We start from the raw sequence: 16,343 nt of genomic DNA on the forward strand, positions 1-16,343 counted from the left end.
ATATTACTTTTTTATAATTGAAATAAATTTTTATTAAAATTCAAAATAAAAAAAAAGAGACTTTTTTTAAAAATTTAAAATAAAATAAAAAACATGAAAAATATATAATCCCTCTAAAAACTAGTATTATCTTAAACACGCCATATATTATAGGATTTATTTGAAAATATAATTTATTAAATATATAATAAGTAAAAAAATAGATAAAAATAATAATTTTTAAATAACAATTAAAATATAATATAATATAATTAACTGAAATTAGATAAACATCAGCTAATTATTATGAATAACATATTTATTAAGTATTAATTTTTTTAATAAAAAAAAATTTAGTTAATGAATAAAAAGTGATTATATGAAAATAAATAACAAAAATCTTTTAATTGGATTCTTGTTTATATTACTCATAGTTTTAAGTGTTGGATCAGTAACAGCTAAAGATACCAACACCACACTATCTAGTAAAGTAGAACCACAAGACATGAGTACTACTCTAACAAAAGATAGTGCATTACAAACTAATGATAATAGTTTAAGTAGTATAAAAGAGAAACCTCAATCTAAAATTAAAAATAACCTAACTGAAGTAAATAATAAAGTTGTTAAAGTTAAAAATAACACTTTAGAAAATACTCATAACAATAAAGAAATTAAAAGTATAAAAAAAGAAGATATTCAAGACAATTCATTTAAAAATCTTCAAAAACAAATTGATGAAACAGAAAACACACTAACATTAACACATAACTATACTAAAACTGACACAGATAACACGATAATAATAAATAAAACATTCATATTAAATGGAAATGGATATACAATAAATGCTAAAAATAATAAAGGTATATTTACTATAACAAATAATGCAAAAGTAACACTTAAAAACATAATACTAGTAAATAGTACAGATAGTGCAATAACAACAGATATTAATACAGATTTAATACTAGAGAACACAACTGCAATAAACAACAAAGCTAAAAATGGTGGAGTAATATACAATAAAGGAAATCTATATATTAGCTATTCAACATTTGACAATAACTCTGTAGTAAATTATGGTGGAGTAATCTGTAATAATGGTACAGATAATACATATATAACTATAGAAAATTCATTATTTATGAATAACACTGCTACAACACCTAAAAATGGTGAAGGAGAAGGTGGAGCAATATACACAAAACTCAGTAGCTTAACTGTTACTAATACAAAATTTATAAATAATACAGCAGCAGTAACAGAAACAAATGGTGGAAATGGAGGAGCAATATGTATTGAAGATACAGCAAATCCAATAACAATAACTAACTCTAACTTCACAAAAAGTGTTTCAAGATACGGTGCAGCAATACTTGTAAATAATTATCATTCAAGTTGTGATAAATTAGCAGAAGTAACAATAACTAACTGTAACTTCACAGATAATGAAGGATTACATGGAGCAACATACTTCCTAAACACAACAGTAAATATAGAAGGAACAACATTTAACAATAACAGTGCAACATACCTTAGAAGTGATAAACAAAACTCAATGGGTGGAGCAATATGTTTTGATTACAATGCAATATGTAACATAAACAACTCAGTATTTACAAACAACTCTGCAGTAGGACGTGGAGGTGCAATAAGTGGAGGAATTTTTGAAGGTAATAGATTAATTGTAAATAACACATTATTTGAAGGAAATTATCTCCTAAATAAAACTAAATCCTTTGGAGGAGCAATAGATACATTAGTTAATGCAACAATACTAAACTCTAAATTCATAAATAACACTGCAGTAAATGGAGGAGCAATAATAAACATAGCAAATATGACAATAGAAAACACAACATTCACAAATAACACTGCAGTAAATAAAGGAGGAGCAATAGCAAACAATTGTACAGAAAATAACAAAGTAGAAATACATGATTCAACATTTATAGAAAACAGAGTAACAACACAAAAACACAACACTGGCCAAGGTGGAGCAATATACACAAAAAATACAGAATTCATATTAAATAACTCTACATTCACAAATAATTCAGTATATTCAACAGAAAATATTGGTGGAGATGGTGGAGCAATATGTATTGAAAATACATTAAATAATGTATTAATTTCAAATTCCACATTTACAAATTCATCATCAAGATATGGAGCAGCATTTTCAATAAGTAATTATGGCCTAATAAATGATAACTTAAAAAATACCACAATTATAAATTGTAATATTAGAAATAATTCTGGTCTTTGTGGTGCAACATACTTTATTACTGCAAATGTTACACTAATAAATACAACCTATACAAATAATAATGCTACAACACTAAGAAGTGATAAAACAGATTCTACTGGTGGAGCAATTAACTATGATTATGGAGTAAATTGTACAATACTTAATTCCACATTTACAAATAACTCAGCATATGGTAGAGGTGGAGCTATCTATGGAGGAATAACAAATACTAATATTTTAAACATAGAAAATACATTATTTGAAAACAACACAGTATTAAATACAACTAACTCTCATGGTGGAGCAATATATGCATCTGAAAATGTTACAATAAATAATTCCACATTTACAAACAACAAAGCACATTATGGTGGAGCAATATACACTGAAGATACATTAACATTATCTAATTCAACAATCACCAATTCCACAAATGCTGTAGAATTTAAAAATAGTAATATAACCAATAACACCTACTCAAATACCAACATAACAACCACAATAACTACCTCAGAGATACCAGAAATCATGATTATAGATGATAAATTAGATATAGTAATCAATATAAAAGCTGAGGACAAATATAACACAACCATAAATACTGGAGTAATTGAAGTATATCAAAATAATGTATTAATTGATACAATAGCAGTAGTTAATGGTAGTGCTACATATAAATACACTGCAGTAAATAAAAAAGAAGAAGTAACATTTAGATATGTAGATGAAACTTCAGCATTTACACAAAATAGTATAACTAAAACCATAAATGCACGTCAATTAGATGTACATATAACAGTAGATCCTATTGAAACAAAATATGTGGGCGAAACTATTACAATAAAAGCTACTATAAAAGATGAAAACGATGATTTACTTGATGGTTCTGTTATAATAAAAATTGGTAATGATACTGTCAATACCAATGTTGTTAATGGTATAGTTAACTATAACTACACACTAAAACAAGCAGGAACATATAACATAACAGTAAGTTATCTTGGCACATCAAGATACACTAGTGCTGAAGAATCAATACCAATAACTGTAACAAAACTAAATACAAAAATAACAACAAATATCCCTAATACTGTTAAAGCACTACAAAACATTACAATAAATGCAACATTAAAAGATTCTAATGATAATATACTAATTAACAAAGATATAATTCTAAAAATCAATGGTAAAACTATAACAACACTACAAACAGATGCTAATGGAAATATAACATACAACTATACAACTAAAAACATGGGATTATACAATATAAATCTCATATATATAGGAAGTGATGTATATATAGCTACAAATACAAGTAACATTGTAAGTGTAGAAAGTCTTAAAACATCCATTATCCTAAATAACATCACAACAAAATACAATGATACAACAACAATAGTGGTTGGAGTTATTGATGAATTTGGAAATGATGTAAATGGTGGAAAAGTAATTGTAAAAATCAATGGAAAAACATTGAAAGACACAGATGGAAACATAATCTTTGCATATGTAACAAATGGTACTGCTAAAATTACAACAACACTCTCAATGAAACCAAAAACATACAATATAACTGCAGTATATGGTGGAAAATCATATTATGAATCAGCTAGAACAAATAATTCAACATTAATTATTACAAAACGTGATGCAGTAGTTTCATTTGAGGACATACCACAACCAGAAGCAGGAAGTGATGTTGAAATAAAAGTGAAAGTAGTTGATGCTGATGCAGATACATTAGTAAATACAGGATGTGTAATACTTAAACTCAATGGTAAAACACTAAAAGACACAGATGGACAAATCATATATACAAATGTAATAAATGGTACTGCAGTTGTAAAATACAACATACCAAGTAATTTCAAAGCAAAAGAATACAAATTAACAGCAGTATTTGCTAATAATCTATATAACAGAGCAGAAGCAAATTCTATCCTAACTATTATTAAAGCAAGTAATAATACAAATACAACACAAAATTCAGATAATACAATAAAAACAGTAAAACAATACGATATAAATCCAAAAAAAGAATATATAGTGAAGACCTAACTCTTCACTACCTTTTTTTATAATAAACTATTAATACAGGTTTAATACTCTTTTTCAATTGTTAAATCTAATTTAGAGCTATTTTTTTATGTAAAAACTTGAATAAGATAGATTTAAATCATGATATTTAATTCAAGCCAATATTTTTAATCAATATTTTTTTATAAATAAATTCATCAGTGTTTTATGTAACTTTTTTTAATAAAAGATAATATTTGTATATCATTAAAAATAGATGTATATATTATATTGAAGTTTTAGAATAACTAATTTTAAATTTTCTTTTTATAACAAACAAATACTTTAGAGGTTAATATTAAAATGGTTTTAACAGAATTATTAGCACCTGCAGGTTCTTATGATATTCTCGTTGTTGCTATTAATGCAGGAGCTGATGCAGTGTATATTGCAGGACATAGATATGGTGCTAGAGCTTTTGCTCATAATTTTACATCAGAAGAACTGGAAAAAGCAGTAGAATATGCTCATTTAAATGGATCATCAATACATGTTACTGTAAATACATTGTTTAATACAAAAGAGATTTTGGATGTTCTTAAATATGTTCAATTCTTATATCGTATAGGTGTAGATGCAGTTATTGTTCAAGATATTGGTCTTGTATATTTAATTCATAAATTCATTCCAGACATGGAAATACATTCATCTACTCAAATGACTCTACGTGATTATACTAGTCTTCTATGGGCTAAGGATGAGGGAGTCAGTAGAGTTATTTTACCACGTGAGATGGAAATTGATGAAATAAAAACTATTTCAGATAAATTAGAAAAAGATAAAATAGATCTTGATTTAGAAGTTTTTGGTCATGGATCTCTTTGTTATTGTATTTCTGGTGACTGTTATATGTCTTCATTTATCTCTGGAAGAAGTGCTAATAGAGGTGCATGTGCTCAGCCATGTAGATCTAATTATAAACTTAGATACAATAATCATAGTATAAGCCATGGATGTTTAATATCTACCCATGATCTTGCCACATATAAAGATGTTAAATCAATTTCTGATGCAGGAATTATGTCATTGAAGATTGAAGGAAGATTAAAGTCTGAGGATTATGTTGCTACTGTTGTAAATGCATATAGAACCATGATTGATAATATGAATAATGATACTACAGAAATTGCAGCTAAATTAGAGAAGGATTTAGATTTAACATTTAATAGATATTATACTAATGGATATATTTTACATGATACTCCAGGAGAAGTTATGGGAAGAGAAAGTTCATTCCATCAAGGATTATACTTAGGTAAAATCAAATCTATTGAAGGTGAAGAAGTAGATATTGAATTTGAAAATAAAAACCATCCAACACTTCAAAATGGTGATGGTATAGGATTTAAGCATAACAATCATATACGTGGTATTTATCTTGATACTATTGTTAAACAAGATGAGAATCATATTCTTATAAAAACTACACGTGATATTCGTGTTGGATCTGAGGTATATATAAGTTATTCTAAGGCACTTCATGATAAACAGAAAAAATATAAGAAAGAGCAGATAAAGCCACATATTCCAATATCATTTGATATTTCAGTTAATAAGAATATGAATTTAACTGTAAATGTTAGTTTCAAAGTCAATAGTGATGTTATTAGTTTTGGTTATAAATCCAATAGTGAACTTGTTGAGGCTATTAATAAACCATTAACTAATGATCTTATCATTGAACAAATGTCTAAATCTGGTGAAACTCCATTTATTGCCAATAATGTTCGTGTAACTAATTTACCTGAAAATGTGTTTATGCCTATTGGTAAGTTAAATAAGATACGAAGAAAAGTATTGGATAAGGCTTCTGAAAAATTATTAGAATATTATATTCCAAATAAAAATAAATCAGAGGAAATACGTAAAAATATCAAGAAATACACCAAAGACTGTAAAAATAATGAACATGGTATAAAACCTGCTAATTATGTTGGACTTAATGTATATGTTGATAACATAGATTTACTAACTATCGCAAATAGAAATCCATTAAATAGAATATACTTTGATGCATCATTTATCTATGATAATAAAAAAGAATATTTTGATAATATTGAAGATATATTAAGAGAAGCTTCTTCAATTACTGTAGATAAGGAACTTGTATGGGTATTATCTGCATTTACATCAGATGAAGATTTAGAAAAAATAGTGAAAATATATTCAAATCTTAAAAATGATGGAATAAAACTTTCAATAATGGGTGATTCACCATCACTTACACGTATATTCCCAGATACTAATGTTTATGGAGCACATAACCTTAACATATGGAACAATTACAGTGTTGCAATGCTTAATAAAAATAACTTTAAAGGTGCAACAATTTCAAGTGAATTATCAGAAGAAGAAATTAGTCAACTTCTTAGAAAATCAAAACAATACAATACTAAACTTGAATTGATAGTTCAAGGAAATCAGGAAATCATGGTATCTAAAGATGATTTCACAAATCTTAATGGAAACTTTGATTTGGATATTAAAACTGATGAGTATGTTGTATTAGATGATAAGGCAAATAAGGCTAAATTTAAGATATACTTTGATTATAATAAACAAAGTCACTTCTTTAACAATGACATGTTATGTTTAATTGATGAAATTGATAAGATTAAGCAAATGGGTATTGAAAATATTACTCTTGATTGTAGATTTACAAAGGAAAAATACACCTCCAAAGTAATTTCATTGTATATTCAAAGACTAAGAGAGAATAATCCTAAAAGAAAGTATTCTGAAAGTATAGACAATATTTCCTATTCAAAATTAAATAAAGGAAACTTCCTAAATTCAAGAATATTAGAAGATAAAAAAAGTAAAAGGAAAATTAGAAATAATAGAAAGTAAAACTCTCTTTTTCTATACTATTTTTTTATATAATAAAATAACATTTCTTTTATTAAAATTAAGGATAGTGGATTTTTTATAGAAATCAAATCCCTTATTTATAAAGAAAGGTATTGTGTCTATGAATGAATTTACTATTAGATATTTATATTGTGGTCTATCTCGTCTTATAGACACTATAATATCTTTTAAAACAGAAGAAGCGATTCCGTGTGATCTATAATCTTTATAAATATATATACACACTAATTTTAATGATTTTATTTTAAAATTATCCATATCTTCAAAAGCAGATACTTTTATTGTGAAAAATCCAATAATATCATAATTATATACTATTATATATGTCTCACTTCCAACTTCTTCTATTTCAGATGCAATAGATTTAGTTAACATTTTAGATAATGAATTGTGTCTTGTTTGTAATAGATTAAATTCTCGCTCTTGTGTTATTTTTTTATAATGATATTTTTCTAGAATGTTTTTCATAATTCTTGTTTTTATTTTTGAGAATGAATATTATCAAAAACCTCCAAATATAATACTTAAATAATAATTATATTAAAAATAATATATAAAATTAACATTAATTTAAATCAATGTTTAAATAATAGACCATATTATTAAATATAATTAAAATATTTGAAAACTAAAATAAAAAAATAAATCAAAATTGTAAATATAGAAAAGTTTTTATTTAATCCAATAGATAAATATTAGAGTAAAAGACTTTATAAAAAAAATTTTATAAAATCAAAGTAATACTTCCACTATAAAAACAGGAAGTATTGGAAATTATTATTTAAAAGGAGATACAATTCATGACATGTACCATATTAGTTGGTGGACAATGGGGTGACGAAGGTAAAGGAAAATGTATAACATACTTTTGTACCCAAGATAAACCTGAAATTATTGCTAGAGCAGGAGTAGGTCCAAATGCTGGACACTCAGTAGAATTTAATGGTGAAAAATACGGTTTAAGATTAACACCATCAGGTTTTTTCAATAAAGAAGCAAGATTATTAATTGGTGCTGGAGTTTTAGTAAATCCAGAAGTATTTGAACACGAATTAGAATACCTTAGCAAATATGCAGTTGAAGGTAGAACATTCATGGACGCAAACTGTGCAATAATCACAGACAAACACACAAAACAGGATAAAGATTCAGCATATTTATCTAAAAAAATAGGAACAACTGGAAGTGGATGTGGACCTGCAAATGCAGATAGAATAAACAGGACAATAGACTATGCAAAAGATGTACCAGAACTAGAAAAATACATTACAGATGTACCTTCAGAAATAAACAAGGCAATTGATGAAGGTAAAGATGTATTTATTGAAGGATCACAAGGATTTGGATTATCATTATACTATGGAACATACCCCTATGTAACAAGTAAAGATACATGTGCAAGTACTGCGGCAGCAGATGTAGGTGTAGGACCAACAAAAGTAGATGAAGTAATAGTAATATTTAAGTCATACATTACAAGAGTAGGTGAAGGACCATTCCCAACAGAAATTTCACCAGAAGAAGCTGAAAAAATGGGAATAGAAGAATATGGTGTAGTAACAGGTCGTAAAAGAAGAGTAGGATTATTTGATAAAGACTTTGCAAAAAGATCATGTATGATAAATGGTGCTACACAAATAGCTCTAACATGTATTGATAGATTATATCCAGAATGTGCTAAAGTAAATAAATATGAAGATTTATCACAGGAAGCTAGAGATTATATTGAAGATATTGAAGAAAGTGTTGGTGTTCCAATTACTATCATATCCACAGGTCCTGATCTTGCAGATACAATTGATTTAAGAAATGAAAAATTAAATTAATCTCCTTTACTTTTTTTTAAAAAAAAATATTTTATTAATATTTAATTATTTAGATGAATATTTCTTAATTAACTAATTCTTTTGATTTATTTTTATTATAATTTATAATTATACTCCCATCATTTTTTTTTATTTTTTTTTGTTAAAAATAGTTTTTTATAACATAAACCACACAATAAACGAAAAAAAACTATTAAAACAACCTTATAACAACTAATTTAACAATAACCCCTCAAAAAACATGTACTTTTTCCTAAACAAAAACAGGAATTATTCAATTTTTGACAGACGGCGTATAGTAAAATATTAATAGTACTTAAGATAAACAAAAGAATAATTAAATAATTGAAAATAGGAGGAAAAAATTTATGAAGAATATATATTTAGCAGCAATTCTTTCATTATTTATACCAGGTTTAGGTGTAGCTTATCTTGGATTATATAAAAGATTTCTTGTTTCATTTGTAATATCTTGTGTTCTTTCCATTATTGTATCAACCATTCTAGAATCTTCAATAAGTTACATAATAACAATTATTATAGCATTATTCTTTGCATACGATGCATATACATGTACTGAAGCAATAAATAATAATACACAAATACCATTGTTATTTACAAAATTAGACATACAATAAATTCAAGAGAATATATTATATATAACTATGTAATGTATTCATTATATTACTTTTTTTTATAAAAACTATTTTTTTTAAAGATTTGACTATAATATAACTTTTAATTAAAAAAAAAGGGTTATAGAGAATTATTTTTATTTTGCATCTCTATACATATGTGCAAATTTAGGATCATATAATTTAGATTGTTCTCCACTTTGTTGATCTAAAACATCACCAACAACAATCATAGCTGTTTTTGTAAATCCAGCATCATGCACCTTCTTAGCAATATTTGATAAATCTCCCCTTACAATCTCTTGATCTGGCCATGTTGCTTTTTTAACTACTGCTACTGGAGTATGTACATCATATTCTTTTAATAATTCTTCAACAACTTCTTCTATCATATGTATTCCAAGGAATATACACATTGTTGCATTGTGTTTTGCAAGTTTACATAATGCTTCTTCTGAAGGTTTTGGTGTTCTTCCTTCAGGTCTTGTTATGATTATTGTTTGAGATACTTCAGGTAGTGTTAGTTGTGATTCAAGTGCAGCTGCTGTTCCAAATAAACTACTTACACCAGGAATTATAGTATAACCAATATCTAATGCTTTTAATTGATTTATTTGTTCTGCTATTGCCCCATATATTGAAGGGTCTCCTGTATGAACTCTTGCTGTTATTTTATTTTCTGAATGTGCTTTTTTAATAACATCAATAATTTCATCTAAATCCATTTCTGCACTATCATATATTTTTGCATCCTCTTTTGCTATGTTAAGTACTGCTGGATTAACTAATGAACCTGCATATATTATTACATCAGAATTTTTAATTGCTTCTGCTCCTTTAACTGTTATAAGATCAGGATCTCCCGGACCTGCTCCTATAAATATTACTTTTCCTTTATAATCTTCAAAATTCATATTTTACAACGTCCTCTGAAATAATTTTTTTTAAGATATAGTATTTATTTTTAAATTCATTTATAATATAATTTAGTTTAATTGTAATTTATTTATCCTAAATTATTTTTTAAATCTATTTACTGTATCTGAAAATAGTCCAAAGAATAATAAAAATAAACCCATTACCACTATGAAATAGCCAATTGCTGAAATATAAATATTATTAGTAAACAAAGATGCTTTTACTGTTAAAATAATTAGTATTCCTAAAAATAAAACAATAGATCCACTAATTCCATAGAAATATAATGGTCTGTTAAAACGCATAAGTTCAAGTATTCTCATTAACACACTAAAGCCCTGAACTATTGGATTGTCTGTTGTAGTATTTACATCATATCTTACTGTTATCTCAACTTCAACTATACGTAATTTATTAACTGATGCTTCTATTAACATGTCACTTTCAATTCCAAACCCATTAGGATCAAAATTAAAGTATTCTATAGATTTTGATGAAAATGCTCTAAATCCACTTTGTGTATCTGTTAGCTTCACACCAGATGCAAGATATGTTGCATTATCAAGAACTGTTTGACCAACACGCCTATATGTGGGTGTGGTTGTGTCTTTTCCTGCAATATACCTACTACCATTTACTATATCAGCCCTATCCTCCATGATAGGTTTTATTACATCAGGTATTTCTGATGGATTATGTTGACCATCTGCATCTATTGTAACTATTATATCATAGTCTTGTGCATATTTAAAACCAGTTTTTAAAGCAGCACCTTTACCTTTATTTGTAGTATGAGATAATACTGTAGCTCCAGCTAATCTAGATACTTCTGAGGTTCTATCTGAACTTCCATCATCAATAACAATAACTTCATCTGCATATTGTAATGATAATAAAACCATACTTGCTATAGATACTTCTTCATTATATGCGGGTAATAAGACTGCTACTTTACTCATTAAGTGTACAACTCCAATAAAAAAATAACAAATTAAATATTTTGAATTTGTTGATATTAATAGTATATCTATATTTTTAGAATATTATATTTTAAGGATATTAATGAAAAATAATAATAGTACTAATTATTGTGTGATTTTTTATTTATTATTTATGAAATCATATAAACTATAAAAAATATATTAATATTAAAAGAATATTAAAACTTTTTAAATAAGAGATGTAACTATGAAATGGCAAGATAAAAATGTATTAATTACGGGAATAAGTGGATTTGTTGGTGCATATTTAGCAGAAAGACTTATAAAAGAAGGAAGTAATGTTTATGGATTAGTTAGAAGAAGAACTGATGGATCCATTCCTACTAATATTAAAAACCATGGAATTGAAAATGATTTTACCCAGATAACTGGTGATTTAACAGATATTAGTTCTGTTGCCAATGCTATTGATAAATCAGAACCAGATTATATCTTTCATTTAGCAGCACAATCCTTTGTACCACAATCATTTGATAATCCTACAGACACTGAACAAAATAATTCACAAGGAACTAATAATTTACTTGAAGCAATGCGAATAAAAGATTGTGATGCACGTATGGTATTTGCTGGTTCAAGTGAAGAATATGGTCTTGTAATCTCATCAAAAGATCAATATAATGCTGCACTTAAACAATATGGTTCCATATTTCCAGATATTAAAGAAGGAATTACACATGAATTACCAATATCTGAAACAAATCCTCTACGTCCAATGAGTCCTTATGCTGTTTCAAAAGTTTATGGTGATTTCTTAACAAGAAATTATTATCATTCATATGGATTAGATACTGTTGTATCAAGAGCATTTAATCATGAAGGTGCTGGTCGTGGAAAAATGTTTGTAACAAGTGTAGTTACAAATCAAGTAATACAACTAAAATTAGGCCTAACTGATAAAATAACAATAGGAAATGTTAATGCATTTAGAGACTGGACACATATTGAAGATATTATAAATGGATACCTTCTTCTTGCAAAAAAAGGTAATAGTGGGGATGTATACAATCAAGGTTCCATGAGAACAAATTCAATACTAAGTTATATTCTACTAAGTATTGAACAAATCGGTCAAAAAATAGAATCCATAAGTACATTAAATGGAGATAAAGTCATAACTAATCCAACAGAACTTAACTCTGACAAGTATTATGGAGTTTCATTTGATAAAACAAAAGTAGATTCAATGATACTAGATGATGAAATTGAATATACAATAGAAGATAAGGGAATAAATGTAAAAACTGATACAGATAATATTAAAATTGAATTCAATCCTGCAAGATTTAGACCAGCAGAAGTACCTATATTATTCTCAAATACAGCTAAAATACAAAAGTTAGGTGCTAAAACTGAACATTCAGTATCTGATATTATAAAAGATCAATTAAACTACTTTATAAAAGAAGAAAATAGATAAAATATTTTCTTTCATACACACTTTTTTTGGGAGAGATATATATGAACATATGTATAGTTACTGAATATTTTCCACATAGTGAAAATCTTGAAATAAAAGGAGGAGTTGAAGTCTGTGCATTTAATGAAGCACAACAATTATCAAAATATAATAACATAACAGTACTAACATCAAATGATGAAAACAATACTGATGATTTTTATATAGATAATATTCATGTAATTTGTTGTGGAAATAAAAGAAACTATACACAAAAGGGTTCATTTACTAAAAGATTACTTTTTATGAAGGATGCATATGCTGTTGGATGTAATCTTAAAGACATGGATTTAATTATTGGATATAACTTTATAACATATCCTGTTGCATGGAAAATATCACAAAAACTAGATATACCTATAGTTGCAAGGTATCATGATGTTTGGATTGGAAGATGGATTGATACTATGGGTGTAAGTGGTATTTTTGGAGAAGCTCTTGAGAGATATTTCCTAAAACAAGATATTGATTTAATATTACCAGTTAGTGATTATACAAAAAATAATCTATTACCTTATTTTCCAGGGGAAAGAATTAAAACAGTTCATAATATTGTAGATTTCCCCTCTGTAACATCAAAACCATATACTAATCCAACAATAGCATGTGTTGCTAGACTTGTTGAATATAAACGTGTTGAAGACTTAATTAGAGCAATTTCCATAATAAAAGACAGTATTCCTAAAATACAATGTAAGATTATTGGTACAGGACCACTTGAGAGTCAATTAAAACAATTAAGCAAGGAATTAGATTTAGATGATAATATTGAATTTTTGGGTTTTGTTGAAAAACATGAGGATGTTATGAAGGTTGTTAATTCCTCTAAAATATTCTGTCTTCCTAGTGTTGTTGAGGGATTTGGTATTGTTATTATTGAAGCTTTATCTCTTAAAACACCATTTGTTGCCGCTGAGATTCCACCTGTTGTTGAAGCAAGTGGCAGGAAAGGTGGTCTATTTTATGAGCCTAAAAATTATAAACAGTTGGCTAAGTCATTACTTAAATTATTAACTGATGATAAATTATATTCTCAATTACAAAAAGAAGGTTACATACAATCTAAAAATTATACAAAAGAAGCAATTGGTAGTAGATTAAATGATATTTTTAACAACATTGAAGAGAAAAAAAAGTAATCTCTTCTTTTTGTGTTTTTATTTATATAATCCCCTTAATAAATCTATTTCTTCTTTATAACCTTCAACATCATTTGGTGTTTCTAAATAGAATGGTAAATCACGTAATTTTTTATGATTAATAATTTCTGTTATTGCATCTATTCCTATCTTACCCATGCCTATTTTTTCATGCCTATCCTTATGACTATTTAAACCATATTTACTATCGTTTAAATGAATAGCTTTAAGTCTATCAAGTCCAATTATTGAATCAAATTCATCAATAACACCATCAAGGTCGTTTACTATATCATATCCACCATCATATATATGGCAAGTATCTATACAAACACCAACTTTCTCATCCATATCTATTTTTTCAATAATTGATTCTAATTCTTCAAAAGTTCTCCCAATTTCAGTTCCTTTACCTGCCATAGTCTCAAGAAGGATAGTTGTTTTCATATCTTCCCTTATTAACTTATTTAATGAATCACTAATTAATTCAATTCCCTTTTCAACTCCTTGTTGAACATGACTTCCTGGATGAAAATTATACATATTATTAGGTAGATTATCAAGTCGTTTTAAATCATCCTCAAATATTTCATATGCATTATTTCTTGTCTTCTCAGATTTAGAAGCTAAATTTATTATATAAGGTGCATGAGCCAAAATCACATCCATAGTAGTATTATCCATTAACTCTTGAAGACCATCCACATCTGCTTGATTTAAAGGTTTTGCTTTTCCACCACGTGGACTTCTTGGGAAAAATTGTGCAGTGTTAGCATCTATACTTAATGCTTCAAGACCTAAATTTTCAAATCCTTTACTAATTGATAAATGAGCTCCTATTGTAAACATAATTTCTTATTCTCCATATTATAATATTATTCTCTATAATGTATTCTATTAAAATATTAATAGTATCAACTATATATTTTTATACAATAATAAATGAAGGGATTTTATGGAAACCAATAGAATATTAGTTACTGGTGGTTCAGGCTTTATTGGAACAAATTTAGTAAATGAACTAAGAAGTAGAGGACATGAAGTAATAGCAGCAGATTTATTAAATACTGATCGTGAAGATTATGTACGTACAGATGTTAGAAATTATAGACAAATTGAACGTACACTTGAAGATGAAGGTCCATTTGATTATGTATATCATCTAGCTGCAGAATATGGACGATGGAATGGAGAAGCATACTATGAAAATCTATGGCAAACAAATGTTATAGGTACTAAAAATATGATAAGATTACAAGAAAAGAATAAGTTTCGTATGATTTTCTTTTCATCAGCAGAAGTATATGGAGATTATACTGGAAAAATGTCTGAAGATGTAATGGAAAACAATCCCATTAAAGATACCTATCAAATGAATGACTATGCAATAAGTAAATGGGATGGAGAATTAATGTGTATGAACTCAGCAAAAATGTTTGGTACAGAAACTGTAAGAGTTCGTCCAGTAAATTGTTATGGTCCTGGAGAAAAATATACACCATACAGAGGATTTATACCAAAATTCACATATCTTGCATTACATGATAAACCATACACTGTATATGAAGGACATAAAAGAATCATTGATTATGTTGGAGATACAGCACGTACCTTTGCAAATATTGTGGATAATTTTATTCCTGGAGAAGCATATAATATTGGTGGAAATCAAGAATGGGAAATGGATATTAAAGATTATTCTGACTTAGTATTAGAAGCTACTGGACGTGATGATAGTCTAGTAACATATAAAGAAGCAGAACCATTCACTACAAAGATAAAAACCATTGATTTTTCAAAATCCATAAGAGATCTTAAACATGATCCTAAAATCAAACCAAAAGAAGGAATTAAAAAAACAGCTGAATGGATGAAATGGTATTATAGACTTGAATAAATACAAATTATATGAATTATTTCATATATTATACTTTTTTTAAAAAAAAGAATAAATACAATTAAGTATTATATTAAATAGCATTATATCTATTTTAAAAATTCAATATTAAAAAAAATTTATAAGAATATTATAATAAATACTTAAATTCATAGTATATTCTAATATTTTTCTTATTTGTTATTTACACTAAAAAAATTAAATTCTCATGCATTTTCAAACATATATTCATAAGACTTTAATAATGGTGGTCTGAACTATTGTTTTGTCTATATAGGGGCCTGT

The 16,343-nt window shown here is 26.7% G+C and carries 11 protein-coding genes; 7 read left to right on the forward strand and 4 right to left on the reverse strand.

The window, feature by feature from the left end; translation table 11 throughout:
* Positions 1 to 358 precede the first annotated feature (358 nt).
* Together BZ132_RS04695 and BZ132_RS04700 are read left to right on the forward strand one after the other, a co-directional pair.
* Positions 359 to 4,294 carry an S-layer family protein gene (locus BZ132_RS04695; RefSeq protein ID WP_286940597.1) on the forward strand — a complete coding sequence of 1,312 codons (3,936 nt, stop codon included), beginning with the start codon at positions 359 to 361 and terminating at the stop codon, positions 4,292 to 4,294.
* A 321-nt stretch (positions 4,295 to 4,615) separates the two neighbouring features.
* Positions 4,616 to 7,162 (forward strand): U32 family peptidase, encoded by a 2,547-nt coding sequence (locus BZ132_RS04700; protein ID WP_011406571.1) that lies wholly within the window; start codon positions 4,616 to 4,618, stop codon positions 7,160 to 7,162.
* Between the two features lie 12 nt (positions 7,163 to 7,174).
* Here BZ132_RS04700 and BZ132_RS04705 read toward each other — a convergent pair whose 3' ends face one another.
* On the reverse strand, positions 7,175 to 7,651 hold the full coding sequence (locus BZ132_RS04705; protein WP_011406572.1) for a GNAT family N-acetyltransferase: 477 nt from the start codon (positions 7,649 to 7,651) through the stop codon (positions 7,175 to 7,177).
* A gap of 332 nt (positions 7,652 to 7,983) precedes the next feature.
* Between BZ132_RS04705 and BZ132_RS04710 the strand changes: the two genes are divergently transcribed.
* Both BZ132_RS04710 and BZ132_RS04715 read left to right on the forward strand, forming a co-directional pair.
* Positions 7,984 to 9,009, forward strand: coding sequence for an adenylosuccinate synthetase (locus tag BZ132_RS04710; RefSeq protein WP_112149608.1), 1,026 nt, complete (start codon positions 7,984 to 7,986; stop codon positions 9,007 to 9,009).
* A 368-nt stretch (positions 9,010 to 9,377) separates the two neighbouring features.
* Entirely contained in the window at positions 9,378 to 9,647 is a 270-nt protein-coding gene (locus tag BZ132_RS04715) for a hypothetical protein (RefSeq protein WP_286940598.1), read from the forward strand.
* 134 nt (positions 9,648 to 9,781) lie between these two features.
* On the opposite strand, the gene cobM is transcribed toward BZ132_RS04715, so the two are convergent.
* Both cobM and BZ132_RS04725 read right to left on the reverse strand, forming a co-directional pair.
* On the reverse strand, positions 9,782 to 10,558 hold the full coding sequence (gene cobM, locus BZ132_RS04720; protein WP_112149609.1) for a precorrin-4 C(11)-methyltransferase: 777 nt from the start codon (positions 10,556 to 10,558) through the stop codon (positions 9,782 to 9,784).
* A gap of 102 nt (positions 10,559 to 10,660) precedes the next feature.
* Complete coding sequence (locus BZ132_RS04725) at positions 10,661 to 11,521, reverse strand: glycosyltransferase family 2 protein (RefSeq protein ID WP_011406576.1); 861 nt, start codon at positions 11,519 to 11,521, stop codon at positions 10,661 to 10,663.
* A 229-nt stretch (positions 11,522 to 11,750) separates the two neighbouring features.
* On the opposite strand from BZ132_RS04725, the gene BZ132_RS04730 reads away from it, so the two are divergent.
* Both BZ132_RS04730 and BZ132_RS04735 read left to right on the forward strand, forming a co-directional pair.
* Positions 11,751 to 12,983, forward strand: coding sequence for a GDP-mannose 4,6-dehydratase (locus tag BZ132_RS04730; protein ID WP_011406577.1), 1,233 nt, complete (start codon positions 11,751 to 11,753; stop codon positions 12,981 to 12,983).
* Positions 12,984 to 13,024: 41 nt separating this feature from the next.
* The gene (locus tag BZ132_RS04735) at positions 13,025 to 14,161 is read left to right on the forward strand and encodes a glycosyltransferase family 4 protein (RefSeq protein ID WP_048059742.1); all 1,137 of its coding nucleotides are present in this window, start codon (positions 13,025 to 13,027) and stop codon (positions 14,159 to 14,161) included.
* A gap of 18 nt (positions 14,162 to 14,179) precedes the next feature.
* Here BZ132_RS04735 and BZ132_RS04740 read toward each other — a convergent pair whose 3' ends face one another.
* Positions 14,180 to 15,010, reverse strand: a complete 831-nt coding sequence (locus BZ132_RS04740) for a deoxyribonuclease IV (protein WP_011406579.1) — start codon at positions 15,008 to 15,010, stop codon at positions 14,180 to 14,182.
* 106 nt (positions 15,011 to 15,116) lie between these two features.
* On the opposite strand from BZ132_RS04740, the gene BZ132_RS04745 reads away from it, so the two are divergent.
* The gene (locus BZ132_RS04745) at positions 15,117 to 16,058 is read left to right on the forward strand and encodes an NAD(P)-dependent oxidoreductase (RefSeq protein WP_011406580.1); all 942 of its coding nucleotides are present in this window, start codon (positions 15,117 to 15,119) and stop codon (positions 16,056 to 16,058) included.
* Positions 16,059 to 16,343 lie beyond the last annotated feature (285 nt).

The sequence above is a fragment of the Methanosphaera sp. DEW79 genome, from assembly GCF_003266085.1.
Classification (GTDB): Archaea; Methanobacteriota; Methanobacteria; order Methanobacteriales; family Methanobacteriaceae; genus Methanosphaera; species Methanosphaera stadtmanae.